This window comes from Shinella sp. SUS2, from assembly GCF_001262505.1.
Classification (GTDB): domain Bacteria; phylum Pseudomonadota; class Alphaproteobacteria; order Rhizobiales; family Rhizobiaceae; genus Shinella.
On sequence record NZ_KQ410732.1, the window covers coordinates 40,911 to 65,970 of the forward strand.

The following is a 25,060-nucleotide window of genomic DNA, read 5'->3' on the forward strand; positions in this document are numbered from 1 at the left end:
GATGCAGGGTCTCGATTTCAGTATCGTTCCTGAATATTGGCCGCTGATCGGCAAGGGCCTGTGGTGGACCGTCGTCATCTCCACCGCCTCCGCCGTGCTCAGCGTTCTCGCCGGCATCGGCTTCGCCCTTCTCGTGCTCTATGCCTCGCCGGTCGTTCGTTATCCCGTACGTCTCTTCATGTGGCTCTTCATGGGGACGCCGCTGCTGTTGCAGCTCTTCCTCATCTATTTCGGCCTCGTGCAAATCGGCATCGACATTCCCGCCATCTGGTCGGGCATCATCGCTCTCAGCCTGCATTTCGCCGTCTACAATGCCGACATCTTTCGCGCCGGCATCGTATCCCTCGACAAGGGGCAGACGGAGGCGGCGCGCTCGCTCGGCTTCGGGGCCTGGCGGACGCGGATCTACATCGTCGTGCCGCAGGCGGTGCGCAACACGGTGCCGGCGGTCGGCAACATGATGATCGCGCTCTTGAAGGAGTCGTCGATCGTCTCGATGATCGGTATCGCCGAACTGGTGCACAGCGCCCAGCTCGTCATCAGCGAGACCTATCGGCCCTTCGAATTCTACCTGACGGCCGCCGCCCTCTACTACGGCCTCAATCTCATCCTCGAAGCGGTCCTGCGCGGGATCGAACGGAAAGTGGAGCTTTCGCGATGAACGATACCCGTCCGATGATCGAGGTGCGTGGCGCCCAAAAATTCTTCGGGCCGCTGGAGGTGCTGAAGGGCATCGATTTCAGCGTGGCGCGCGGCCAGATCGTCGCTGTCATAGGCCCGAGCGGTTCGGGCAAGAGCACGCTGCTCCGCTCGATCAACCATCTCGAAACGCTCGATGGCGGGGAGGTCTGGCTTGATGGTGTTCAGGTAAATCAAAAGCTTGATCGCCGTTCCTTCGAACGCCACATCAACAATGTGCGCCAGCAGATGGGCATGGTTTTCCAGCACTTCAATCTGTTCCCGCATCTGAGCGTTGCGGAGAACATCACCATCGCCCCGACCAAGCTGAAGGGCATGGCGAAAGCGGAGGCGAGGGCGCTTGCTCTGAAGATGCTCGACAAGGTCGGCCTTGCCGACAAGATCGATGCCTTTCCGGCACGCCTCTCGGGCGGGCAGAAACAGCGTGTGGCGATTGCCCGGGCGCTTGCCATGCAGCCGAAGGTCATGCTGTTCGACGAAGCGACCTCGGCGCTCGATCCGGAACTGGTGGACGAGGTCAACCTCGTCATGAAGCAGCTGGCGAGCGAGCACATGACCATGGTGATCGTCACCCACGAGATGCGTTTTGCCGCCGAAGTCGCCGACCGGGTGATCTTCATGGCCGATGGCGCGGTCGTGGAGGAGGACAGCCCGGCCGAGCTCTTCCGCAATCCGAAGCAGGAGCGCACCCGCAGCTTCCTGAAGAAATTCCTGGGCGGCTAGAGTTTTCCGGCCGCTGAAACCGCTTCCTTCTTTCATGGATCGATCATGAGCCAGCATCAGAATGCATCCGGCGAACGCCCGGCCTCCCACCTCTTCTACCAATCCCGCATGCGTCGGCCGCTCGCCGACCGGGCGGAGGGCATCTACATCTGGGATGAACACGGCCGAAAGGTCATCGACGGCTCGAGCGGCGCGATGGTCGTCAATATCGGCCATTCCAACCGCAACGTGCTCGATGCCATGAAGCGGCAGATGGACAAGGCGACCTTTGCCTACCGCCTGCATTTCGAGAACCAGCCGGCGGAAGATCTGGCGCGGCGCCTTTCCGGTTACATGCCCGAGGGGCTCGATCGGGTGTTCTTCGTCTCCGGCGGCTCGGAGGCGGTGGAATCCTGCCTGAAGCTCGCCCGGCAATGGGCGCTCGCCACCGACCAGCCGGAGCGCTGGAAAGTCATCTCGCGCTTCCCTTCCTATCACGGCTCGACCCTCGGTGCGCTCGCCGTCACCGGCTATGATGCGCTGAAGAAACCCTTCCTGCCGATGCTGCGCGACATGCCGCACATCAAGGCACCGACCGCCTATCTCGACCGCGACAACTTTTCCATGGAGGAGCGCGGCATCCGTTATGCGGACATGCTAGAGGAAAAGATCCTCGAGGAGGGGGCGGAAAGCGTTCTCGCCTTCATCATGGAGCCGATCGGCGGTGCTTCCACCGGCGCGCTCGTCGCGCCCGACAGCTATTATCCGCGCATCCGCGAGATCTGCGACAAGTACGGCATCCTCCTGATCCACGACGAAGTGATGAGCGGAGCCGGCCGTACCGGCCGCTATCTCGGTGGTGACCACTGGAACTGCCGGCCGGACATCGTCGCGCTTTCCAAGGGACTAGGGGCCGGCTATTGCCCGCTCGGTGCGATGATCGCCCATTCGAAGCTGGTGAAGCCGGTGCTTGATCGCGGCGGTTTTGCCCATGGCTACACCTATGCCGGCAATCCGCTCGCCTGCGCGGCGGGGCTTGCCGTGCTCGACGAGATCGAGCGGCAGGATCTGCTCGGCAACGCCACCCGCATCGGCGCTCTTCTCAAGGCCGAGCTGGAGGGTCTTGCCGAACGTTACCCGTTCATCGGCGACGTGCGCGGCAAGGGCCTGCTGCTCGCCGCCGAATTCGTGTCCGACCGTGCGACCATGACACCGCTGCCCAAGGCGCTCGATGCGCATCAGCGCGTCGTCGACATTGCCTATGAGCGCGGCCTCATCATCTATTCGCGCCGCACGCGCGGCGGCGTCGAGGGCGATCATTTCCTCGTCTGCCCGCCGATGATCACCACCGAGGCGCAGGTCGGCGAGATCGTGACGATCCTCGATGCGACGCTGGCGCAACTTGCCTGCGAGCTTTCGCTGCCGGTTACGAAGTAGGAGCCGGTCATGAAATCGGACAAGGTCATCATCACCTGCGCGGTGACGGGGTCGGTACACACGCCGTCCATGTCGCCGCATCTGCCCTACAGGCCGGAGGACATCGCCGCCGAAGCCATCGCAGCCGCAGAAGCGGGAGCATCGATCCTGCACCTGCACGCCCGCGACCCGGATGACGGCCGTCCGACGGCCGATCCCAAGGTCTTCATGCGCTTCCTGCCGGTCATCAGGCAGGCGAGCGATGCGGTCATCAACATCACCACCGGCGGTTCCTCCGTCATGGCGCTGGAGGACCGGTTGGCTGCAGCGCTCGCCGCCGAGCCGGAGATGTGCTCGCTCAACATGGGCTCGATGAATTTCGGCCTCTTCTCGATGCTCGACCGGCCGCGGGAGTGGAAACACGCCTGGGAGCCCGCGCTTCTGGAAGCGACGCGCGGCACGATCTTCCGTAACACTTTCGCCGATATCGAGACGGTCCTCAAACGTCTCGGGGAGGGGTGCGGCACGCGCTTCGAGTTCGAATGCTACGATGTCGGGCATCTCTACACGCTCGCCCATTTCCGCGATCGCGGGCTCATCCCCGGCACACCCTTCATGCAGTTCGTCTTCGGCGTGCTTGGCGGTATCGGCGCGGATCCGGAAAACCTCGTCCATATGAAGCGTATCGCCGACAAGCTGTTCGGCGATGACTACCGTTTCTCGGTGCTCGCCGCCGGGCGCAGGCAGATGCCGATGATAACGATGGCGGCGACCATGGGCGGCAGCGTGCGTGTCGGCCTGGAGGACAGTCTTTTCGATGGCCGTGCGCTTGCGACCTCGAACGCGGATCAGGTACGACGCATCCGCGCGATCCTCGAAGGTCTTTCGCTGGAGGTCGCAACGCCCGACGAGGCGCGCGCCATACTCGGTCTCAAGGGTGGCGACCGCGTCGCATTCTGAGGAGAAAACATGCAGGACGACATCACGATCCGGTTCGCGGTCGCCGATGACGCTGCGACCATCCACGCGGCGCTGAGGACCATGGCCATCGACATGGGCGCGGAGACGAAGTTCGTCTCGACGGTCGAGGACGTGTGCCGCCACGGTTTCGGCGAGGCGCCGGCCTTCGAGGTGCTGATCGCCGAGGTGGGGACGACGTTCGCCGGCCTGTGCCTGAGCTTCGCGAGCTTTTCCACCTGGATGGGCGAGCCCGGCCTCTATGTGCAGGACCTCTTCGTCGCGGATGCCTTTCGCGGACGGCGGATCGGCGAACGGCTTCTGCGCGCCACCGCGCAGAATGGCCGGGCGCACGGTGCGCGCTACATGCGCCTGTCGGTCGATGTGGACAATGTGCGTGCGCAGGCCGTCTACGATCGCCTCGGGATCCGCCATTCCCGCAGCGAGCAGATCCACATGATCAAGGGCGCGGATTTCGACAATTTCGCCGGTGAGGGAGATCCATGAAGACCTTTTTTGCGGAAGAACAGAAACGCCACGATCCGAGCTTCTTCCTCTCCAGCGGCGCGCCGCAGCCGAACCCGGAGCAACCGGAACGCGTCGAGCGCCTGCTCGCCGGCGCGCGGGCGGCAGGCACGGAGATCGTGCGGCCTGGGGATCATGGCCTCGCACCCGTTTCTGCTGTGCACACGCCGGAATATATCGACTTCCTGAGCCGCATCTACGAGCGCTGGCAGCGGATCGAGGGGGCTTCCGCGGAGGTCATCCCCAACATTCACCCGATCGCCCGCACGGGCAGCTATCCCGCCTCAGCGGTCGGGCAGGCCGGCTATCACATGGCCGATACGTCCTGCCCGATCTCCGAACACACCTTCGAGAGTGCGCGCTGGAGTGCGTCTACGGCCGTTTCCGCCGCCGAAGCGGTGATGGCCGGCGAGAGATGGTCCTACGCCCTCTGCCGCCCGCCGGGCCACCACGCCTTCCGGGATGTCGCCGGCGGATTCTGTTTCTTCAACAATTCCGGCATCGCCGCGCAGCACCTGCTGCGGCAAGCTAAACGCGTCGCCATCCTCGACGTGGACCTGCACCACGGCAACGGCACGCAGGGCATGTTCTACGAGCGCGCCGACGTGCTGACGGTCTCGATCCACGCCGATCCGGTGCGTTTCTACCCCTTCTTCTGGGGGCATGCCGACGAGCGGGGCGAAGGGCTAGGTCTCGGCTACAATTTCAACCTGCCGCTGCCGCGCAAGTCCGGCGACGACGTCTATCTGGAGGCGCTGGCCGCCGCCATCCGCCGCATCGGGGCCTTCGCGCCGGATGCGCTTGTCGTGGCGCTCGGTCTCGATGCCTTCGAAAAGGATCCGTTCGGTGGCCTCTCGGTCTCGACGCCGGGCTTTGCGCGCATCGCGGAGGCAATCGGGGCGCTGCATCTGCCGACCGTCGTCGTACAGGAGGGCGGCTATCTCTGCGACGCCCTTGGCGACAACCTGACGGCCTTTCTCACCGGTTTGGGTACGAAGAACGGTTAGGCGGGATAGGTTCGTTGCGCGAAGGGTATCGTGGCGATCGCCTGGCGCAGTTCGGCAAGCAGGATCGTCTCGGCCCGGCTGCGGCGGGCCGCGCCGTCATAGACGAGGTGAACGTCGATGACTGGCGGGTCCTGATAGGGCGGCAGGCGCCAGAGGCGGCCGACGCGCACATCTTCCTCCACCACATGGATCGGCAGAGGACCGAAGCCGAATCCGGCGATGATGAGCCGCTTGACCTCTTCCAGATGCGAGGAGGTGCCGACGGTCTGGCCCTCGAACCCTTCCTGCTGGCGCAGGAGCGCGACGGGCCAGAGCGCGCCGGACATCTGGTCCGTCTTGAAGGAGACGTAGGGCTCCTGGCGCAGCGCCTGCAACGGCAGGTTCTTGACGCCGAACAGCGGATGCCGCGCGCCGCAGAAATAACCGAAACTCTCCCGGTAGAGCACGTCATATTCGAGTTTCGGATGCCGCTCCTGCATCAGGCAGATGCCGAAGCCGGCGTCCCGGTTGAGCACCGCCGTCGTCACTTCCTGGCTGGAGGCGACGGAGAGCGACAGCGTGACCTGGGGAAATGTGGTGTGAAAACCGGCCAGCACCTCGTCGAGGAATGGGCAGACGACATGGCTCGCCAGCGCGATCTCGATATGACCGGTCAGGTCGCCGGGCTGCTCCTCCATGTGCTGCGGCAGGCCGGAGACGATCTCGAACAGAGCGATGCATTCGCTGAACAGCCGCTGTCCGGCGGGCGTGACGGCGAAGTGCGAAGCGTTCCGCTCCACCAGCCGGCAGCCCATATGGGTTTCCAGCCGCTTGAGCGCGTTGCTGACGGTCGGCTGCTTGAGGGAGAGTTTTTCGCCCGCCGCGGTCAGGCCGCGTTCCTGCACGATGACCATGAAGGTCCTGAGCAGGTTCCAGTCGATTTCCCAGACGAAACGCCGTCTTTGCCGCGCCATGTGCATTCCCTGAAATTATGCTTCGGGGCGCGACTATTGCATGTGCCCATCGGGCGTCAAAGGTTTCAACGGACAAAGGAGATCCGCCGTGCCGCTTCTCACCTATCAGGGTGTCGTCTATCCCGCGCAATGCGATGCGATGGGGCACATGAACGTGCAATATTATATCGCCGCCTTCGACCAGGCGTTCTGGCATCTGATCGCCGCGGCCGGCTACTCGGCAACCTGGATCGCCGAGCGGCAGGAGGGCTGGGCGGACCGCCGCTACGAGATCGATTTCCGGCGGGAGCTGCCGGTCGGCAGCCTGTTCGAAATCCGCAGCGCCGTCGTCAAGGTCGGGCGCACCTCGCTCACCACCCGTCATAGGCTGCTGGACAAGGCGGACGGCCACCTTTGCGCCGAATTGCTGGCCGTCTCCGTCTATTTCGACCTTGCGCGCCGGGAATCGCGCATCCTGCCGGAAACCATCGTGAGCGGCGTCCGCGGTCTTTTGGAGACGGACATGGATAGCACAGACGCCCTATGACGGCCTTGATGGAAGGCCGTGTCTTCAGCCGAAGCGCTGGAGCGCTGCGGTGAACAGATCCGTATCGACATTGCCGCCGGAGGTAACGGCAATCACGGTATCGCCCTTGACCGCAGCACCGTGGAAGAGCGCCGCCGCAAGGGCGACGGCCCCGCCGGGCTCCACGATGATCTTCAGCCGTTTGAAGGCGAGTGCCATCGCGCGAAGGACCTCCTCTTCCGTCACGGCAATGCCGGCCCCGGCGAGACGCTTCAGAATGGGGAAGGTGATCCTGCCGGGCTCCGGGGTGACGATCGCATCGCAGATCGAGCCCGACAGCGTGGCGTTCCGCACGACCTCTCCGGCCGCCAGCGAGCGTGCGGTGTCATCGAAATTCTCCGGTTCGCAGGTACGCACGGTAAAGCCCGGCGCGGTGGCCTCGAGCGCGAGGGCGATGCCTGAACTCAACCCGCCGCCGCCGCAGGGCACCAGCACATCGGCTGCCGTTATACCTTCCTCTTCCGCCTGTTCCGCGATTTCCAGGCCCGTCGTGCCCTGGCCGGCAATGACCAGCGGCTCGTCGAAGGGCCGGATCAGCGTCAGGCCGCGCTCCGCGGAAAGCCGCGCACCGATGGCGTCCCGGTCTTCCCTGTCGCGGTCGTAGAGAACGACCTCTGCCCCGAAGGCGCGGGTGTTGTCGATCTTCAGCCTCGGGGCATCCGAGGGCATGATGATGACGGACGGAACGCCGTGCCGCGTGGCGGCGAGAGCGACGCCCTGGGCATGATTTCCCGACGAGAAGGCGATCACCCCGCGCTTGCGCACGTCCGGCTCCAGCCCCGAAAGGGCGGACCAGCCGCCGCGAAACTTGAAGGAGCCGGTGTGCTGCAGGCATTCCGCCTTCACGAAGACACGTCGTCCGGCCATCTCATCCAGGAAGGGAGAGGATAGCAGGGGCGTCCGCCGGGCATGGCCCTGCAGGCGGGATCTGGCGGCGACGATCATTTCGATGGATGTCATTGAAGCAAGCCTTCAGCTGATGCGGTGCCTGTTTCATAGAGGGCCGCCGCGGCGTTGAGAACGCTCGTTCTTGTCATGGTGACAGGACCGGCCGGCGCCCGGTTGTTTCTATTCGATGCCCATTGCGCGCTTGTGTTCCGCGACCTCGGCCAACAACCAGTCCTGGAAAAGGCGCGTGCCGGGTTTGTTGCCGATGCTGCGCCGTTGCTGCAGGTAGTAGCCGGCCGGATAGGCATGGCGGGCGGCGAACGGGGCGACCAGCTTGCCCTGGCGCAAGAGATCCTGCGCCATGATCGTGTCGGCGAGCGCGATGCCCGCGCCGTTCATCGCCTCGCGCATGATCAGCGTGCAGTCATGCAGCGTCGAGCCTGACGGGGGACGGGCATCGGCGATACCCTCCCGCTCCAGCCATTGCTTCCAGCGCGTGGTCTCGCATTCGTGGATCAGGTGATGGTGCACCAGATCGGCGGGTGAGCGCAGCGGGATCGGGCCTTCGAGCACGGAGGGTGCACAGACCGGCGTCAGCAGCAGCGGCACCATCATCGTCAGGGCCGGGCCGGCCTTGTAGACGAACTCGTCGACGATGGCGAAATCGACATTGGTCCGCTTGCCGGAGGTGGAGATTTCGAGATCGACGGTCGGATGCTGGCGCCGGAAGACCGGCAGGCGATCCGCCAGCCAGAGATTGAGGAAGGTCGGCTCGCACATCAGCTTGACGCGCCGGGCCTTGCTGCCGCGCGGCTCGTCGTAGAAGCTGACATCCTCCGTCGCTCGCCAGATCGCCTCGAAGGCCTCCGAGAGGCTGCGCGCATAGTAGGACCCGCGCATGGTCGGCGTCACCTGCCGGAAGCCGCGCTCGAAGAGGTCCTGGCCAAGGGTCTTTTCCAGCGTGCGGATGTGCCGGCTGACGGCCGAGGGCGTCAGATGCAGTTCTTCCGCTGCATCCTTGATGCTGCCGAGGCGGGCGGCGGCCTCGAATGCGCGCATGCCGTTGAGGGAGGGTAAAGCCATAAAATCAGCATGGATTATCACCTGAGTTTTTGTCAATCGATGTGGACGAAATTGACGCTTGAACCTTCACCCGTACCGATTTGAGATAGGGTCCTAAGTCGCCATGGGGAAACGGTTATTCGGCCTCTGGCACCATCTCGCCTTCAGCGGTGGTCGGCTTGTGGCGTAACCGTCATGGTTCGGGTCGGCAGCAAGCCGTTCCCGGGCAGGCGGTGTCGGCTGCGGCGATCACCGGCGCTGCAACAGGAAGTACGCCCAGATGCCCCAATCGCCCGCACCGGTCTTCGAAGCGGCAGACGATATATCCGTCGAAAGCTCCGTCATCGTGATCCTGCACGCAGCCGGGCAGGCACTCGGCGCGCGTGCAGCCGTGCTGGATGCGGCCATGGGCGGCATTCTCTCGCGGGCCTGTTCTGCTGAACCGGCGCTTTGCGAAAGCGGTGCCGTCGTCGATCTCGTTCCGCCACCCACTGTATCGACGCGGCGTGTCATCGTCCTGTCCCTCGGCAAGGCGGAGAGCCTGACGGCGCTTGCCCTTTCGGCAGCCGGCGGGAAGCTTGCCGCGCATCTGGAAGAGAAGGACGAGGCCGAGGCGACGATCCTCCTCGACCGGATCGACGGCGCGCCGCTTTCAGCGGCGGAGATCCTGGCGCGCATCGCCCTCGGGCTGCGGCTGCGGCGCTACCGTTTCGACCTTCGCAACAGGAAGCCGGTGGCCGAGGTTGACACTGTCTGGCGGCTGCGGCTGGTCGGCGCACAGAAAGCTGCCCTGGATGCGGCGCTTGTCCGTGCCAATGCCGTGGCTGATGGCGTCGAATATGCCCGCACGCTGGTCAATCTGCCGCCGAACCATCTGCATCCCGACAGTTTTGCCGCGCATCTGGAGCCGCTGCGCGAGGCCGGCATCGACGTCGAAGTGCTCGATGCCGCCGCGCTGAAGGAACTTGGCGCAGACGCGCTGCTTGCGGTCGGCGCGGGGTCGGTGCGGCCACCGCGGCTCGCGGTGCTGCGCTATCGCGGCGAAGGCTCGGGCGACCAGCCGCTCGCCTTCGTCGGCAAGGGCGTCTGTTTCGATTCCGGCGGGCTCTGCATCAAGGGCGGCGCGCAGATGTTCGACATGAAGGCCGACATGGCCGGGGCGGCGGCGGTCGTCGGCCTGCTCCTGTCGCTCGCCCGGCAGAAGAGCCCGGTGCATGCCGTCGGTGTGCTCGGCATTGCCGAAAACCTCCCGTCCGGCCATTCGCTAAAGCCGCGCGAGATCATTCCCACTCTCTCCGGCCAGACTGTCGAAGTCTTCGACACGGACGCGGAGGGGCGCCTGATCCTCGCCGACTGTCTCTATTATACGGCGACGCGTTTCGAGCCCTCCGTCATCGTCGATCTCGCGACGCTGACCTATTCGGTGATGCGCGGCCTCGGCTCGATCTTTGCCGGCCTGTTCAGCGCCGACGACACGGTTGCCGCCGAAATGATCGCTGCCGGCGAAACGGTCGGCGAGCGTTTCTGGCGCATGCCGCTCGACCGGGCCTATGACGAGGGTCTTAAATCGCCATTGGCGGACCTGCGCCATCACGCCAAGGACATGGAAGATGGCGACGCGCCCTATGCTGCGGCTTTCCTGCGCCATTTCACCGAGGATCGCCCCTGGGTGCATCTCGACATCGCCGGCAAGGAACTGGCGGGCGAGGACCGGCCGCTCGGCCGGCAAGGGGCGACGGCCTTTGGCGTGCAGATGCTGGAAGAGTGGGTTCAGGCCAGTCGGAAAGGCGCTTGAATGTCCGGGAAAGGAATGGGAATGTCGGCGACGATCAACAGCACCGAGGGGCGGGCGCAGTTCAGGGGGTACGAAACCTGGTATCGCATCAGCGGTGACCTCGCTGGCGACAAGCTGCCAGTGGTGATCCTGCACGGCGGGCCGGGCGTTGCGCACAACTATGTCGACGCCTACAAGCTGCTTGCCCGTGACGGCCGGGCCGTCATCCACTACGACCAACTCGGATGCGGCAACTCCACCCTCCTGCCGGGGAAGGGCGCGGACTTCTGGACGCCGCAGCTCTTCATCGACGAACTGGAAAACCTCGTCGACCACCTCGGCATCCGGGGTGGGTTCCATGTGCTCGGCCAGAGCTGGGGCGGCATGCTGGGCGCCGAATACGCAGTGCTGCGCCCGAAGGGACTTGCCTCGCTGACCATCGCCAATTCACCCGCCTCCATGACGCTCTGGGTCGCGGAGGCGAACCGGCTGCGCGCCGACCTGCCTGCGGACGTGCAGGACACGTTGACGCGGCACGAGGCGGCGGGCACGACGGACCATCCTGATTACCAGGCGGCAACGATGGCCTTCTACGAACGGCATGTCTGTCGCGTGGTGCCGTTCCCGCCGGAGGTGACGGCGAGCTTCGAGCAGGCCGCGCGCAACCCGACCGTCTACACGCTGATGAACGGGCCGAACGAATTCCACGTCATCGGCACGCTGAAGACCTGGAGCATCATCGACCGCCTGCCGGCCATCGACACGCCGACGCTGATCCTCTCCGGGCGCCATGACGAAGCCACGCCTGCGACCGTGCAGCCCTTCAAGGACGGTATCAAGGGTGCGCGGTGGGAGATATTCGAGCATTCCAGCCACATGCCGCATGTCGAGGAACAGGACGACTGCATGCGGGTGGTGGGAGATTTTCTCAATCAGCATGACAGGTAGAAACAGAGAGAAAAGGGGATCGAACATGAAGAAACTGCTTCTGACGGCATCGGCCGTCGCACTCATCGCCGGCGCATCGCTGGCCCCGGCCAAGGCCGAATACCTTCAGGAACACCGCGGTGGCACCATGCGGCTGCTCGCCCGCTCGGCGGCCGGTACGCTCGACCCGCACATCAACTACACCTCCCAGGGCTGGCAGATGTACCAGCCGATCTATGACGGCCTCGTCACCTTCCGCAAGGCCGAGGGCATGGACGGCTTCACCGTCGTTGCCGATCTCGCCGAGGCGCTGCCGGAGGTGAGCAACGACGGCAAGACCTTCGCCTTCAAGCTGCGCAAGGGCATCAAGTTCTCCACCGGCCAGGAAGTCGGCGTGAAGGATGTGGTCGCCTCGTTCCAGCGCATCTTCAAGGTCTCCGGCCCGACATCCGGCACCTTCTACGCAGGCATCGTCGGCGCCGACAAATGCCTTGCCGACACCAAGAGCTGCACGCTGGAAGGCGGCGTGGTGGGGGACGAAGCCGCCGGCACGATCACCATCAACCTGACGAAGCCGGACGCCGAATTCCTCTACAAGCTCGCCCTGCCGCATGCCGTGACGTTGCCGGCGGATACGCCCGCCGAGGACATGGGTTCCGTGCCGATCCCGAGCACCGGTCCCTATACGATCTCCGCCTTCGACCCCAACAAGGGCATGACCGTCACGCGCAACCCGCACTTCAAGCAGTGGAGCGAGGACGCCCAGCCCGACGGTTATCCCGACGTGGTGCAGTACGATTTCGGCCTTTCCGAGGAGGCGGCGGTGACGGCGATCCAGAACGGCGAGGCCGACTGGATGTTCGATTCCCTGCCGAGCGACCGTCTTGCCGAAGTCGGCACCAAATATATGGAGCAGCTGCACATCGCGCCGCTTTCGGCCTGGTGGTACGCGCCGCTCAACACACGCCTTGCTCCCTTCGACAATCTGAAGGCCCGCCAGGCCGTTTCCTTCGCGATCGACCGCAACACGTTGGTAAAACTCTTCGGCGGCAAGGTCCTCGCTTCGCCGGTCTGCCAGATCCTGCCGCCGGACTTCCCCGGCCATGTGGACTACTGCCCCTACACGAAGGATCCGGGCGCGAAGTGGTCGGCACCTGATGTCGAGAAGGCCAAGCAGCTTGTCGAGGAGTCGGGCACCAAGGGCCAGAAGGTCACCGTCATCGTCGAGGACACGGCCGTTTCGCGCTCCATCGGCGTCTATCTGCAGAGCGTCCTGACCAGCATCGGTTACGTTGCCGACGTCAAACCGATCTCCGCCAACATCCAGTTCACCTATATCCAGAACACCAACAACAAGGTGCAGATGTCGGTGAGCCAGTGGTATAAGGACTACCCGGCGGCATCCAACTTCCTGAACATCCTGTTCGGCTGCGCCTCCTTCCGCGAAGGCTCGGATGCCTCGATCAATATCGCGGGCTTCTGCAACAAGGATATCGATGCCAAGATGCAGAAGGCGATGGACCTCGGCGTCACCGACCAGGCGGCCGCCGATGCGCTGTGGAGCGAGATCGACAAGGAGGTCACCGACCAGGCGCCAGCCATCGGTCTCTTCACGCCGAAGCGGCTCGATTTCGTCAGCAAGCGCGTTGGTAACTTCAAGTTCAACCGCCAGTTCGACTGGATGATCACCCAGTCTTGGGTACAGTAAGACCCGGCGGAGGAAAGCTGCGTGTCGAATGAAGTCGTTGCCGTGCAGCGCGGGACGCGAGGGCCTTGGGCCCTCGCTTTCGTGCGTTTGAGGCGCAACAGGGCCGCCATCGCGTCCCTGACGGTGTTTCTGCTCATCGTCCTTTCCTGTCTCAGCGCGCCGCTCTATGCGCGCTGGGCGGGCGTGGATCCGTTCACCTCGACGCTCGATGCCGTCATCATGGTCGACGGCGTCGAGGTTCCGGTCATGGAGGCCTCGACGGAGGGGCTCGGGCTCGGCTATACGCCGATCGGCCCCACCTGGGAGCTCGGCAACTACTTCCTTGGCGCGGACAGCCAGGGCCGTGACGTCATGGCGCGCCTGCTCTACGGCGGGCTCAACTCGCTGATGATCGCGGCGGCCGCCACGGTCTTCACGCTGATCGTCGGAACGGCAGCCGGGCTCGTTGCCGGCTATTTCGGTGGCGTCACCGACACGATCCTGTCGCGCCTGCTCGACATCCTCTGGGCCTTCCCGATCTATCTGCTGGCGATCTCTCTTTCCATCGTGACCATCACCGCCGGCATCTCGATCGGGCCGATCCTCATTGAGTCCGGCTCGCTGTGGCTGCCGGTCATCATCATCGGCATCGTCTATGTGCCCTATGTGGCCCGTCCCATCCGCGGCCAGGTGCTTTCGCTGCGCAACAGCGAATTCGTGCTTGCCGCCATCAATCTCGGCGTGCCCGGCTGGCGCATCCTGCTGCGCGACATCCAGCCGAACATCACGACCACGCTCATCGTCTTCGTGCCGCTGATGATGGCGCTGAACATGCTGACGGAATCGGCGCTCTCGTTCCTGTCGATCGGCGTGCAGCCGCCAGCGGCAAGCTGGGGCACCATCATCCAGGACGGGCAGGCGCTGCTCTATACCCGCCCGCTCGTGGCGCTTGCGCCGGGCCTTACGATTGCCCTGTCCGTCATGGTTCTCAACGTTTTCGGCGACGGCCTGCGCGATGCGCTGGATCCGCGCTCGAAGGTCCGGCTGGGGCGCACCTGATGATCTACGCCATCCTTCGCCGCTTCGGTCAGATGCTGTTCGTGATGTTCGGCATCTCGGTCATCGTCTTCCTGATCTTCTTCGCCACGCCCGGTTCCGATCCCGCTGCACGCATTGCCGGCCGTAATGCCTCACCCGAGGTGCTGGAAGCGGTGCGCCATTCCTTCGGTTTCGACCGGCCGCTCTACGTGCAGTACGGCCTGATGATGCAGAAGATCTTCATCACCGGCGACCTTACCTCCTTCGTCAACCGCGGCTGGAAGGTCGTTCCCGCCGTCTTCGACGCCATCCCCGTCACGCTGTCGCTGGTCTTCGGCGCGGCCTTCCTCTGGGTGGTCGTCTCCGTCGCCATCGGCATCATCGCCGCGGCGACACGCGACAGCTGGCTCGACAAGCTCCTGATGGCGCTCGGTCTCATCGGCATCTCCATGCCGGTGTACTGGCTGGGCGAGGTGATGAACCTCATCACCCAGAGCCGCTATCACGATACCTGGCTGTTCTCCTGGGTGCCGCCGCTCGGCTACAAGCCGCTGACGAGCGATCCGAAGGGCTGGTTCCTCACCCTCGTCATTCCGTGGATCACGCTCGCCGTGCTCTATATCGGTATCTACGGGCGCGTGCTGCGCGCGGCGATCATCGAATCCATGCAGGAGGATTTCGTCCGCACCGCCCGGGCCAAGGGTCTGTCGGAGACGCGCATCCTGCTGCGCCACGGGCTGCGGACATCGCTGATCTCCTTCGTCACCCTGTTCGGCCTCGATTTCGGCGCGCTGGTCGGCGGTTCGGCGCTTCTCACCGAAGTGGTCTTCGGCCTCAACGGCATTGGCAAGCTCACCTATGACGCGATGCAGAATCTCGACCTGCCGATGATCATGGCGACGGTGATGTATGCCTCGATGTTCGTGGTCATCGCCAATGCGGTGGTCGATTTCGTCTATATCCTTCTCGATCCCCGCGTGAGGACGTCATGATGCTTTCCGTACGCGACCTCAGGGTGTCGTTCCGCACCGAAGACGGCCTGGTGCGGGCCATCGACGGCGTTTCCTTCGATCTCGACGAGGGCGAGATTCTCGGCGTCGTCGGCGAATCGGGTTCGGGCAAAACCGTCTCGCTTCTGGCGGTGATGGGGCTCATCACCGATCCCAACGCCACGATCGAGGGCTCCATCCGCTACAAGGGCCGCGAGCTTGTCGGCCTGCCGGCGCGAGAACTCCGGCGCCTGCGCGGCCGGGAGATCGCCATGATCTTCCAGGATCCGATGACCGCTCTGACGCCGGTCTATACGATCGGCTGGCAGATTGCCGAGCAGATCCGCGCCCACGAGGCGATCAGCAAGGCAAAGGCGCTGGAGCGGGTGGAGGCGCTGCTTGCCGAGGTGAACTTCCCCAATCCGCGCGAAGCGATGTCGCGCTATCCGCACCAGCTTTCCGGCGGGATGCGCCAGCGCGCGGTGATCGCCATGGCGCTCTCCTGCAATCCGGCCCTGCTCGTCGCCGACGAGCCGACCACGGCGCTCGACGTCACCGTGCAGGCCGGCATTCTTGATCTTGTGCGCAAGCTGCGGGCCACCCACAACTCCGCCGTCGTCTTCATCACGCATGACATGGGCGTGGTCTCCGAGCTCGCCGACCGGGTGATGGTGATGTATGCCGGCCGGGTGGTGGAGCGCGGCAACCGTGCTGCGTTGTTCTCCGATCCGCGCCACCCCTATACGCGAGCCCTGCTCGGCTCGATTCCGCCGCTGACCGGCGAGAAGCCCCACCGCCTGCCGGCCATTCCCGGCTCACCGCCCTCGCTGCTGCGCCTGCCGCAGGGCTGCGCCTTCGGCCCGCGCTGTCCGCTGCGCTACGAGCCCTGCCTCACCAAGAAACCTGTCCTTCCAGCCGGCCTACACGCGGCGGCGTGCCTCCGGGAGGTGCAAGCATGAGCACTGCAATGACAGACACCGAACAGCCGATCCTCGAAACCCGCGCGCTCGGAAAGCGCTTTTCGATCGGCACGCGGTTTTCCGCGGAGGGACGACGGACGGTACACGCGGTCGACAACGTCTCGCTGACGGTCCGGCGCGGGGAGACGCTCGGCCTTGTCGGGGAGTCGGGATGCGGCAAGTCCACATTGGCGCGCTGCCTGGTGCGGCTTTACGAGGTCTCCGACGGCAAGCTCCTGTTCGAGGGCGAGGACATCACCGCCCGGTCGCTGCGGGAGCTGCGCCCGCTGCGCCGCCGCCTGCAGATGGTTTTCCAGGATCCGTCCGCCTCGCTGAACCCGCGCCGGCGCGTCGGCGATCTCGTCGCCGAGCCGCTGCGTATCCACACGAAACTCTCCTCTAGCGAGATCGACAAGCGGGTTGCCGAACTTTTCGACATCGTCGGCCTCCTGCCGGACCATGTCGGGCGCTATCCGCACGAATTCTCCGGCGGCCAGCGCCAGCGTGTCGGTATCGCACGCGCCATCGCCCTCAATCCCGATCTCGTCGTGCTGGATGAACCTGTTTCCGCACTCGACGTCTCGGTACAGGCGCAGATCGTCAACCTGCTTGCCGATCTCCAGGAAAAGCTTGGCCTCACCTATATCTTCATTGCCCATGACCTCTCGGTGGTGCGCCAGGTCTCGACCCGCATCGCGGTCATGTATCTGGGGTCCGTCGTCGAGGAGGGACCTGCCGAGGAGGTCTTCTCTGCGCCGGCCCACCCCTACAGCCAGGCGCTGATCTCGGCGGTTCCGATCGTCGAGACGACGCCAAGCGGCGCGCGCAGGCGCATCCTCCTTACCGGCGACGTGCCAAGTCCGCTCAACCCACCCTCCGGCTGCCGCTTCCATCCACGCTGTCCGATCGCGAAGGACCGCTGCCGGACGGAGCGACCCGAGGCGCAGGCGCATGGCAATGGCCGTAAGGTGGCCTGCCATTTTCCGACGCTGTGAGGCTTGGGCAGGACGGGTTTTTTCTGTTCTGTCCAGCATCGTGATGCTTCGTTGTCGGCGTTGCTGTCGTGCGCCGTGGCATGCTGCAGAAGGACGCACCCTCTTGAATTTGCCGCATTGAACGGCCAAGTGCAGGCTATGACTATGGAAACGCCCGCCAGAATTTCGAGGTTTCGCGATCAAGCGCGCTCCCTGACCCGGAGCCGGCTGTCTTGATCCTGTAACGCCGCCGCAAATCCCGCCGCTCCGGGAACCCCACAATCCAACAGTGCGGTTCATGTCGTCTCGCCCTTGTGGCGTTCCGATGGAGCGTTTCCATGTCCACGTCTCATTCCCTGAAAACCTGCCTCACCTGCGACCGGCGCCTGCCGCGCGCAGCCAGCCGTTGCCCCTGGTGCAAGGCGCCCATTCTCGTCCGCTCTGCCTGCGGCGCCCGCCACGGGCCCGGCGCGACGGTCTTCTTCCTGCGCGGCGAGGGGAGGGCATGATGAGAGGCAAGACACGCACCAGCGTTCCCGCCCCCGAGGCCGGTCACTGCGATGAACTGCAGCAGGTCGGGGTGCTCCCCTGGCGCCTGCGGCGCGATGGCGAGCCGAAGATGTTGCTCATCACTTCGCGCCGGCGTGGGCGGTGGATCGTGCCCAAGGGATGGCCGATGAAAGGGCGATCGGCGGCGGCCGCGGCCTCCCGTGAGGCCTTTGAGGAGGCTGGCATCATCGGCGATATCTCTCCTTCGCCTGTGACCTCCTATCGCTACTGGAAGGCACTGGATGACGGCTCGGAGGTTTCCTGCCGCGTCACGGTGTTCGGTATGAAGGTGCGCGGCACGCTGAGCCATTGGCGCGAGAAGGGGCAAAGGCAGCGGCGCTGGTTTTCCCTCACCGCGGCGGCCGAACGTCTCGACGACACGGAGCTTGCCGCCTTCGTGCGGTCGCTCGACGCCTCCTCGGAAGCGCTGCGGTCGCTCGGTCCACTTGCCGGGTGGACGTACCCGCCCGGTGAGCCGCAGACCGGCGAACGGTGAGGGAGCCGATGGTTTCGCTCCGTCTCGCCCGCCGCCGTGGTTCCTCACGCCCTTTCCGCAGGATCGGCGCCGACTGCTGAGAGCCTGGCGCTGCGAACTGCAAATGCAAGCGCGGCGCCAGGATTTCGCTTTCCGACCCAAGAAGAAAACCTGCGGAGCAAGGCCGGACGCGTCGTCGTGCCGCCGCCTTGCCCCTGTTCAGAAAGAGCCAGATATGAGCTTTCGATATAGTCACACCTTCCCCATCAGCGGTCCGAACAAGCTGCCCCGTTTCAGGCAGTGGGCGGCGGAAAACCTGCCGGGCATCGCTTTCTCCCTGCCGCCGCAGGTTCCGGTGAAGAGCACGGCCCTGACGGTGCGCCTGCAATCCATCGAGGATCGCGCTGTGCTGACAGAGAAGCTGGCGGGCGCAGGCTTCAAGTGACGTGAGGCGCGGCGAACGATTGCCTTTACCGTCCGGTAAACATCTGCTGACACAAAGATGTGGTACCGGCATGGTGGCGTCGTTCGCCGCATCTCTTCCTCGAACGCCCCGATCACATCGATCTCCCCACGATACCAGCGATTTTCGGACCAGACATATGGTAAAGGCCCTCGTTTCCAACCAGCGTTATGCAGTGTTCTTCCTTGTCGGGGTGGCTGCATTCGCCTCCCTCGGCGGCGCGCTGCTCTATAGCGGCTGGCTGTTCCTCGTCGCCGCGGCCTGCGGTGCGTTGTTCCTTCTCGGCATTCACGATCTGCGCCAGCACAGGCACGCGATCCTGCGCAACTATCCGGTGGTCGGGCATCTGCGCTTCCTGCTGGAGAGCATCCGGCCGGAAATCCGCCAGTACATCATCGAAAGCGACAATGACGCAGTCCCGTTCAACCGGCAGGACCGCGGTCTCGTCTATCAGCGCGCCAAGGGGGTGGAGGACAAGCGGCCGTTCGGCACGATCGAGAATGTCTACGGTTCCGGCTATGCCTGGCTCACCCATTCCGCGACGCCGGTCGCCATTGCGGATACGGACTTCCGCGTACGCGTCGGTGGGCCGGCCTGCCGGCAGCCCTATGAAGCCAGCCTCTACAACATCTCGGCCATGAGCTTCGGTTCGCTCTCGGGCAATGCCATCCTCGCCCTCAACACCGGCGCGCGCAAGGGCGGCTTCGCGCATGATACGGGGGAGGGCAGCATCAGCCGCTATCACCGGCAGGGCGGGGGCGATCTGATCTATCAGGTCGCATCCGGCTATTTCGGCTGCCGCGGCGAGGATGGCCGCTTCTCGCCTGAAAAATTCGCCCAGCTTTCTGCCGATCCCCAGATCAAGATGATCGAGATCAAGCTGAGCCAGGGGGCAAAGCCTGGCCATGGCGGCATGCTGCCGGCCTCGAAGATCTCGCCGGAAATCGCGGAGGCCCGTGGCATTCCGATGGGTATCGACTGCATTTCACCGGCTGCGCACAGCACATTCTCGACCCCGATCGGCCTGATGCGGTTCGTCGGGCAGCTGCGTGAGCTCTCCGGCGGAAAGCCCGTCGGCTTCAAGCTGTGCATCGGTCATCGCCGTGAGTTCATGAGCATGGTCAAGGCCATGCTTCAAACGGGCATCGTTCCCGATTTCATCGTGGTCGACGGTGCGGAGGGCGGAACGGGCGCCGCCCCGGTGGAGTTCGCAAACCGCGTCGGGATGCCGATGCTCGAGGGGTTGACCTTCGTGCACAACACGCTGCGCGGCGCAGGCATCCGCAACCAGGTCCGCATCGGCGCGGCGGGCAAGATCGTCTCCGCCTTCGACATTGCCCGCACGCTGGCCCTTGGCGCGGACTGGTGCAACGCCGCGCGCGGCTTCATGTTTGCCATCGGCTGCATCCAGGCGCAGTCCTGTCACACCAATCGCTGTCCGGTCGGCATCGCCACCCAGGACCCCGTGCGTCAGCGCGCGATCGATCTTGGCGACAAGAGCGACCGCGTCGCGCGGTTCCATCGCAATACCATGCATGCGCTGGGCGAGATCGCCGGTGCCGCCGGCCTTGGCGATCCGAGCGATTTCATGCCTTACCACTTCATGTTCCGGCAGAAGGACAACGAGTTCCTCGACGGCAACGAGGCCTATCCCTATCTGCCCGAGGGCTTTCTCGTCTCCGGCTCGGAAATACCGGAACTGGCCGACTGGCACGACCGCTGGGACCGTGCCAGCGCCGAAAGCTTCGCCCCGCCGGAAATCCCCCACGGGCCGTTCCGCAAGCGCAAGGCCGCTTGACGGTTACAGCGCCCCGGATGCGCCGGGGCGCTGCCTGGTATTCGCGTTCCATAATTAAGCTTATGTGATCGTTTGCCGGTCTCTTAGGGCTCGGACTCATCAGCCGGAATGAACCGCAACACGCCCGCAAGGCTTGGGCCGCTTCCGGCTGGCCTGTCGGACGGATGCGAGACGCCATCGTTGACTGGAACTTCGGAAAAATCGAAGGGGCTGATGCCCTCGAGGCAGGCGACGTTGACGCCGTATTGCTCAGGGTTGGAGCGGCGCTGGTGGTGGGTATAGATGCCGCAGCGTGCGCAGAAATAGTGTTTTGCTGTCTTCGTGTTGAACTGGTAGAGCGTAAGCAGCTCCTCGCCCTCCTCGATGGCGATGTCGGAGAGATTGGCGGAAACCGCGATGGCGCCGCGCATGCGGCAATAGGAACAGGAGCAACGGCGCGCGCTGTGCAGCCCATTTGCAAGGCGAACCCGGAAGCGGACGGAGCCGCAGTGGCAGGCGCCGCCGATGGTGTCGATATCCTTGTCGAGGGGATTTTCTCCTTGCGCCATTGGGGCCTCCTTCGACGATCGGTCCCGCCCGCTTACAGTGTCTGTGGCGCGATGAATTGGTAATAGGCCCAGACAAGGACGATCACCGCGAGAACGGCTATCCAGATGAGGCCCTTTTTCGGTTGCGGCGCCTTCGGTGTCTTCTTGTTTTCCTGCTGCGGCTTCCGGCGTTCGAATTTCAGAACATTGTTGTCGTTCATGGCATCCTCCGGTGCGCGGGCTTGGCAGTCGCCGAGAGCTTTACCGGCGATCTGCCCCTTTCTGCAAGCGCTCACCAAAGAAGAATACCGGTCGGGTTGTCGAGGGAAACCCGGTGCCGTCAACTCGCCCTCCGCGCGGCGCCCATCTGTTCGAAATGCATCTGCCCGAGATGGCCCGTGCCGTCGCGGATGTCGGCGGCGATGGCCGCCTTGAGCGCGTCGGGATTGCGCGCGACGATGGCGGCGAGCGCTTCGGCGTGGCGGTCGATCTGGTAGGTGGCGGAAAGGGTTTCGCCCGCCCGGCGCATGAAGGGCGCAAGGCGCAGCCAGAGGGATTCGATCAGCGGCAGCATCACCGTGCCCGGCCGGGCCTCGTAGAGGCAGCGGTGGAAATCGAAATTCGCCTCCACGAGGCGGCCGAAATCGCGCCGTGCCAGTGCCTCGTCGGCCTGCTGGTCGAAGGCGCGCAGGCGCGCGAGTCGGGCCTCGTCGATGAAGGGCATGGCGCGTTCGGCGGCGCGGGTTTCGAGCGCGATGCGGGCCTCCAGCACCTCTTCGAAGCGCTGCGGATCGATGTCCGGCACGCGGACGCGGCGATTATCGAGCAGTTCCAGCGCGCCGTCGGCAACCAGCCTGTGCAGCGCCTCGCGCACCGGCATGGCGCTGACGCCGAGGGATTCGGCCAAGCCGTTGATCGTCACCGGATCGCCCGGCTCGAACTGGCCCGTCATGACGGCCCGCCGCAGCACGCGGTAGACCCATTGCTTGGCGGATTCGGACGCTTCGCGACCGGCAGCAACCAGCATGCGGAAACCCTCCCCTCTGTCGACCCGGCCTCTGCCGGCTTATCGTCTCTGGGCTGAATTCTGCGACCCTTGCACGCAAGGCGGATAAAATCGCAAAGCTCAAAATCACCCTTTACAGATTTGATCAAATTATGATTTGTTGTGATCATAAGCAAGATAAGCCTATCACATAAGAACCGCGATCAGCGGTCGGACAGAGGACAGCCGGCGCTTTGGGCGGAGCACGCTCGGGCGGCCGGACGATAAACGGGGAACCGATGACTGAGACCCGAACGACCGCGGCCCATGGCGGTGCCATCGGCATGCATGGCATCAAGAAATGGTTCGGCAATTTCCAGGCCGTCGACAATGTGACGCTGGATATCCGGTCGAATGAATTCTTCACCCTTCTCGGCCCTTCCGGCTGCGGCAAGACCACGCTCCTGCGTATGATCGCCGGCTTCGAGCTGCCGACCGAAGGACAGGTCCTGCTCGATGGCGTGGATATTTCCAGCCTTCTGCCGAACCAGCGGCCCGTCAACACGGTCTTCCAGAACTATGCCCTCTTCCCGCACCTGACGGTGGCCGAGAACATCGGTTTCGGCCTCAAGATGCTGGGCAAGCCTCGCTCGGAAATCGACAGCGTCGTCAAGGACATGCTGAAGCTTGTCCATCTGGATGGGCGAGGCGACAATCCGGTCACCCAGCTTTCCGGCGGCCAGCAGCAGCGCGTGGCGCTCGCCCGGGCTCTCGCGCCGCAACCGAAGGTGCTGCTGCTCGACGAGCCGCTTTCCGCGCTCGACCTGAAACTGCGCAAGTCCATGCAGATGGAGCTGAAGCGCCTCCAGACCGAAACCGGCATTACCTTCGTCTTCGTCACGCATGACCAGGAGGAAGCGCTCACCATGTCCGATCGCATCGCCGTCATGTCGACGGGCACGGTGCGCCAGGTGGGCTCGCCCTGGGATATCTACGACCGTCCGGCCGAACGTTTCGTGGCCGACTTCATCGGCGAGACGAATTTCCTTTCGGCCGAGGTCGTTGCGGTTTCCGGCGACCGGGCCCGCGTGCGGCTCTCCTCCGGCGCGGAGATCCCGGCGACCTTCCCGGCCGACCTGACGCCCGGCGGCAAGGTGACGGTTGTCGTCCGTCCCGAACATGCCCAGGTCGCAGCCCCCTCGCCGTCTTCGGTGTTGCGCGGCACCATCCACGAAATCGTCTATCTCGGCACGGACACGCATTTCCACATTCGCCTCGAGGACGGCACGACCTTCACCGTGCGCCAGCAGAATGCCCGCAGCGGGTCCTGCGGCTTTTCGAAGGACGAGGTGGTCGGCATCAGCCTCAGCGACGACGTCGCCCAGATCTTGAGGGATTGACGATGAGCGGCGCACAGCAGGCCGCTCTCGCGGCGCAGAAAAAGGACATCCGCTCCCGCTGGCTGCTCAGCACGCCGGCCCTGCTCATCATCTTCTTTGCGGCCGTCGGCCCGCTGCTCGTGATGCTGCTCTACTCCTTCATGGCGAAGGGCGACTATGGTGATGTCAAGTTCGGGGAGTTCTCGCTCGACGGCTGGGTCTCGGTCTTCTTCCAGCGCGACATATTCGACGATACGCTCGGGCTTGCGGATGCGCATCTGTCGATCATCTGGCGCTCGCTCCAGCTGTCGTTCTTCACGACGCTCCTCACCCTGATCCTCGGCTTTCCGACCGCTTACTTCATCGCGACGCGCCCGGCGCATACCCGTGAGATCTGGGTCTTCCTGGTGACGATCCCGTTCTGGACCAACCTTCTGATCCGCACTTTCGCCATGCAGCAGGTCATTCGCAACGAAGGTCTGCTCAACAACGCCCTGATCTGGCTCGGCGTGATCGATTCCCCCCTGCAGATCATGTACACGGACACCGCCAACCTGCTCGGCATGACCTATGTCTACCTGCCGCTCATGGTGCTGCCGCTCTATGCCTCGATCGAGAAGCTCGATTTCCGGCTGGTGGAGGCGGGCTACGATCTCTATGCGAGCCGCCTGCAGGTCCTGCGCGGCATCGTGATCCCGCTGGTGAAGCCCGGCATCATCGCCGGCTCCATCCTCGTCTTCATTCCCTCGCTCGGTGCCTACGTCATTCCGCGCGTGCTCGGCGGCGGCAAGAACATGATGCTCGGCAACCTCATCGAGATGCAGTTCGGATCGGGCCGCAACTGGCCGCTCGGCGCCGCCATGTCTATCACCCTGATGGCGCTGGTGATGGTTGCGCTGATCTTCTACGTGCGCAATGCCTCGCGGGGAGGTTCGAGCCATGTTTAAATCGCATTTCGACATCCGCTCGCAGCCTGGTTTCGGGCTCATCACCCTCTTCACCTTCTTCGCGCTTTACCTGCCGATCGCCGCGCTGGTCATCTACTCCTTCAACGGGGCGGAATCCCTGTCGCGCTGGGATGGTTTCTCGGCACGCTGGTTCGTCGCCGCCTGGCAGAACGCGGCCGTTCAGGACGCGGCCATCCGCTCGCTGATCATCGCGGTCTGGGCCGCTCTCCTTGCCACGATCGCCGCCACCATGGCGGCTCTCGCGACGACGCGCACGACGCCCTATCGCGGCCTCACCTTCAAGTATGCGCTCATCAACCAGCCGCTGATGGTACCGGAGATCGTGACAGCCGTGGCGCTGCTCATCGTCTTCTCGCGCATCAAGGTCTGGACCGGCTATTCGGGGCTCGGTTACCTGATCGTCGCACATACCGCCTTCTGCATTCCCTTCGCCTACCTGCCCATCCGTGCCCGGCTGGAGAGCATGGACCTGACGCTGGAGCGGGCGGCGGCCGACCTTTATGCCTCGCGCTGGCAGACCTTCCGGCATGTGACCCTGCCGCTGCTGCGCCCGGCGGTCATCGCTGGCTTCATGTTGTCCTTCGTCATCTCCCTGGATGACGTCGTCATCACGGAATTCGTGAAATCCGGTGGTCAGGATACCCTGCCGACCTACATGCTGGGACAGCTCCGGCGCGAGACGACACCCGAGATCAATGCCATCGCCACGGTCTTCCTGGCGCTTTCGACGGCACTCGTCGTGATCTTCTTCTTCATCAACCGAAAAAAACAGTAATCATCTCGACGAACAAACG

Annotated in this window: 27 protein-coding genes; 21 read left to right on the plus strand and 6 right to left on the minus strand. The window is 64.3% G+C overall.

Going from position 1 to position 25,060, the window contains the following annotated elements:
• Position 1: 1 nt before the first annotated feature.
• From AKG11_RS16360 to AKG11_RS16385, 6 genes are read left to right on the plus strand one after another with little or no spacing between them, the layout of a single operon-like run.
• On the plus strand, positions 2-661 hold the full coding sequence (locus AKG11_RS16360; RefSeq protein WP_023516441.1) for an amino acid ABC transporter permease: 660 nt from the start codon (positions 2-4) through the stop codon (positions 659-661).
• A complete protein-coding gene (locus tag AKG11_RS16365; protein WP_023516442.1) occupies positions 658-1,422 on the plus strand; it encodes an amino acid ABC transporter ATP-binding protein in 765 nt (254 codons plus the stop codon). The genes AKG11_RS16360 and AKG11_RS16365 overlap by 4 nt, the downstream gene beginning before the upstream one ends.
• Positions 1,423-1,467: 45 nt before the next feature.
• Positions 1,468-2,838 (plus strand): aminotransferase family protein, encoded by a 1,371-nt coding sequence (locus tag AKG11_RS16370; protein WP_050744639.1) that lies wholly within the window; start codon positions 1,468-1,470, stop codon positions 2,836-2,838.
• Between the two features lie 9 nt (positions 2,839-2,847).
• Complete coding sequence (locus tag AKG11_RS16375) at positions 2,848-3,777, plus strand: 3,5-dioxohexanoate:acetyl-CoA acetone transferase (RefSeq protein WP_050744640.1); 930 nt, start codon at positions 2,848-2,850, stop codon at positions 3,775-3,777.
• Between the two features lie 9 nt (positions 3,778-3,786).
• Complete coding sequence (locus AKG11_RS16380; RefSeq protein ID WP_050744641.1) at positions 3,787-4,281, plus strand: GNAT family N-acetyltransferase; 495 nt, start codon at positions 3,787-3,789, stop codon at positions 4,279-4,281.
• Complete coding sequence (locus AKG11_RS16385) at positions 4,278-5,306, plus strand: histone deacetylase family protein (RefSeq protein WP_050744642.1); 1,029 nt, start codon at positions 4,278-4,280, stop codon at positions 5,304-5,306. The genes AKG11_RS16380 and AKG11_RS16385 overlap by 4 nt, the downstream gene beginning before the upstream one ends.
• On the opposite strand, the gene AKG11_RS16390 is transcribed toward AKG11_RS16385, so the two are convergent.
• The gene (locus AKG11_RS16390) at positions 5,303-6,259 is read right to left on the minus strand and encodes a LysR family transcriptional regulator (protein WP_082342459.1); all 957 of its coding nucleotides are present in this window, start codon (positions 6,257-6,259) and stop codon (positions 5,303-5,305) included. The two genes, AKG11_RS16385 and AKG11_RS16390, sit on opposite strands and share 4 nt — an antisense overlap.
• 88 nt (positions 6,260-6,347) lie before the next feature.
• On the opposite strand from AKG11_RS16390, the gene AKG11_RS16395 reads away from it, so the two are divergent.
• Complete coding sequence (locus AKG11_RS16395; protein WP_197283989.1) at positions 6,348-6,785, plus strand: acyl-CoA thioesterase; 438 nt, start codon at positions 6,348-6,350, stop codon at positions 6,783-6,785.
• 24 nt (positions 6,786-6,809) lie between these two features.
• Here the strand turns inward: AKG11_RS16395 and AKG11_RS16400 are convergent, their stop codons facing one another.
• A complete protein-coding gene (locus AKG11_RS16400) occupies positions 6,810-7,784 on the minus strand; it encodes a threonine ammonia-lyase (protein ID WP_050744644.1) in 975 nt (324 codons plus the stop codon).
• 108 nt (positions 7,785-7,892) lie between these two features.
• The gene (locus tag AKG11_RS16405) at positions 7,893-8,795 is read right to left on the minus strand and encodes a LysR family transcriptional regulator (protein WP_023514497.1); all 903 of its coding nucleotides are present in this window, start codon (positions 8,793-8,795) and stop codon (positions 7,893-7,895) included.
• 259 nt (positions 8,796-9,054) lie between these two features.
• Between AKG11_RS16405 and AKG11_RS16410 the strand changes: the two genes are divergently transcribed.
• The 11 genes from AKG11_RS16410 (at position 9,055) to AKG11_RS16455 (ending at position 20,407) form a co-directional block, all read left to right on the plus strand.
• Positions 9,055-10,569 (plus strand): leucyl aminopeptidase, encoded by a 1,515-nt coding sequence (locus AKG11_RS16410; RefSeq protein WP_050744645.1) that lies wholly within the window; start codon positions 9,055-9,057, stop codon positions 10,567-10,569.
• A 21-nt stretch (positions 10,570-10,590) separates the two neighbouring features.
• Positions 10,591-11,496, plus strand: a complete 906-nt coding sequence (locus AKG11_RS16415) for a proline iminopeptidase-family hydrolase (protein WP_050744646.1) — start codon at positions 10,591-10,593, stop codon at positions 11,494-11,496.
• Positions 11,497-11,521: 25 nt separating this feature from the next.
• Positions 11,522-13,183 carry an ABC transporter substrate-binding protein gene (locus AKG11_RS16420; RefSeq protein ID WP_050744647.1) on the plus strand — a complete coding sequence of 554 codons (1,662 nt, stop codon included), beginning with the start codon at positions 11,522-11,524 and terminating at the stop codon, positions 13,181-13,183.
• A 21-nt stretch (positions 13,184-13,204) separates the two neighbouring features.
• Positions 13,205-14,221 (plus strand): ABC transporter permease, encoded by a 1,017-nt coding sequence (locus AKG11_RS16425; protein WP_023514501.1) that lies wholly within the window; start codon positions 13,205-13,207, stop codon positions 14,219-14,221.
• The gene (locus AKG11_RS16430; protein ID WP_050744648.1) at positions 14,221-15,192 is read left to right on the plus strand and encodes an ABC transporter permease; all 972 of its coding nucleotides are present in this window, start codon (positions 14,221-14,223) and stop codon (positions 15,190-15,192) included. The genes AKG11_RS16425 and AKG11_RS16430 overlap by 1 nt, the downstream gene beginning before the upstream one ends.
• Positions 15,189-16,148 carry an ABC transporter ATP-binding protein gene (locus AKG11_RS16435; RefSeq protein WP_050744649.1) on the plus strand — a complete coding sequence of 320 codons (960 nt, stop codon included), beginning with the start codon at positions 15,189-15,191 and terminating at the stop codon, positions 16,146-16,148. Before AKG11_RS16430 ends, AKG11_RS16435 begins: the two co-directional genes overlap by 4 nt.
• Positions 16,149-16,156: 8 nt before the next feature.
• On the plus strand, positions 16,157-17,143 hold the full coding sequence (locus AKG11_RS16440; protein WP_037409682.1) for an ABC transporter ATP-binding protein: 987 nt from the start codon (positions 16,157-16,159) through the stop codon (positions 17,141-17,143).
• Between the two features lie 317 nt (positions 17,144-17,460).
• Positions 17,461-17,631 carry a hypothetical protein gene (locus AKG11_RS34580; RefSeq protein WP_023514505.1) on the plus strand — a complete coding sequence of 57 codons (171 nt, stop codon included), beginning with the start codon at positions 17,461-17,463 and terminating at the stop codon, positions 17,629-17,631.
• Entirely contained in the window at positions 17,631-18,167 is a 537-nt protein-coding gene (locus AKG11_RS16445) for an NUDIX hydrolase (protein ID WP_023514506.1), read from the plus strand. The genes AKG11_RS34580 and AKG11_RS16445 overlap by 1 nt, the downstream gene beginning before the upstream one ends.
• Positions 18,168-18,381: 214 nt before the next feature.
• Positions 18,382-18,591, plus strand: a complete 210-nt coding sequence (locus tag AKG11_RS16450) for a hypothetical protein (protein WP_023514507.1) — start codon at positions 18,382-18,384, stop codon at positions 18,589-18,591.
• Positions 18,592-18,748: 157 nt separating this feature from the next.
• Positions 18,749-20,407, plus strand: coding sequence for an FMN-binding glutamate synthase family protein (locus AKG11_RS16455; RefSeq protein WP_082342461.1), 1,659 nt, complete (start codon positions 18,749-18,751; stop codon positions 20,405-20,407).
• Positions 20,408-20,490: 83 nt separating this feature from the next.
• Here AKG11_RS16455 and AKG11_RS16460 read toward each other — a convergent pair whose 3' ends face one another.
• The 3 genes from AKG11_RS16460 to AKG11_RS16465 form a co-directional block, all read right to left on the minus strand.
• Positions 20,491-20,955 carry a GFA family protein gene (locus AKG11_RS16460; RefSeq protein WP_050744650.1) on the minus strand — a complete coding sequence of 155 codons (465 nt, stop codon included), beginning with the start codon at positions 20,953-20,955 and terminating at the stop codon, positions 20,491-20,493.
• Positions 20,956-20,987: 32 nt separating this feature from the next.
• On the minus strand, positions 20,988-21,155 hold the full coding sequence (locus AKG11_RS35135) for a hypothetical protein (RefSeq protein ID WP_088016452.1): 168 nt from the start codon (positions 21,153-21,155) through the stop codon (positions 20,988-20,990).
• 119 nt (positions 21,156-21,274) lie between these two features.
• Positions 21,275-21,961 (minus strand): GntR family transcriptional regulator, encoded by a 687-nt coding sequence (locus AKG11_RS16465; RefSeq protein ID WP_050744651.1) that lies wholly within the window; start codon positions 21,959-21,961, stop codon positions 21,275-21,277.
• Positions 21,962-22,218: 257 nt separating this feature from the next.
• Here AKG11_RS16465 and AKG11_RS16470 point away from each other — a divergent pair, with 257 nt between their 5' ends.
• From AKG11_RS16470 to AKG11_RS16480, 3 genes are read left to right on the plus strand one after another with little or no spacing between them, the layout of a single operon-like run.
• Positions 22,219-23,319: an ABC transporter ATP-binding protein gene (locus AKG11_RS16470; protein WP_050744652.1), complete on the plus strand. Its 1,101-nt coding sequence runs from the start codon at positions 22,219-22,221 to the stop codon at positions 23,317-23,319.
• Positions 23,320-23,321: 2 nt separating this feature from the next.
• Positions 23,322-24,245, plus strand: a complete 924-nt coding sequence (locus AKG11_RS16475; RefSeq protein ID WP_023514513.1) for an ABC transporter permease — start codon at positions 23,322-23,324, stop codon at positions 24,243-24,245.
• On the plus strand, positions 24,238-25,041 hold the full coding sequence (locus AKG11_RS16480) for an ABC transporter permease (protein ID WP_023514514.1): 804 nt from the start codon (positions 24,238-24,240) through the stop codon (positions 25,039-25,041). Before AKG11_RS16475 ends, AKG11_RS16480 begins: the two co-directional genes overlap by 8 nt.
• The last annotated feature ends 19 nt before the right edge of the window (positions 25,042-25,060 follow it).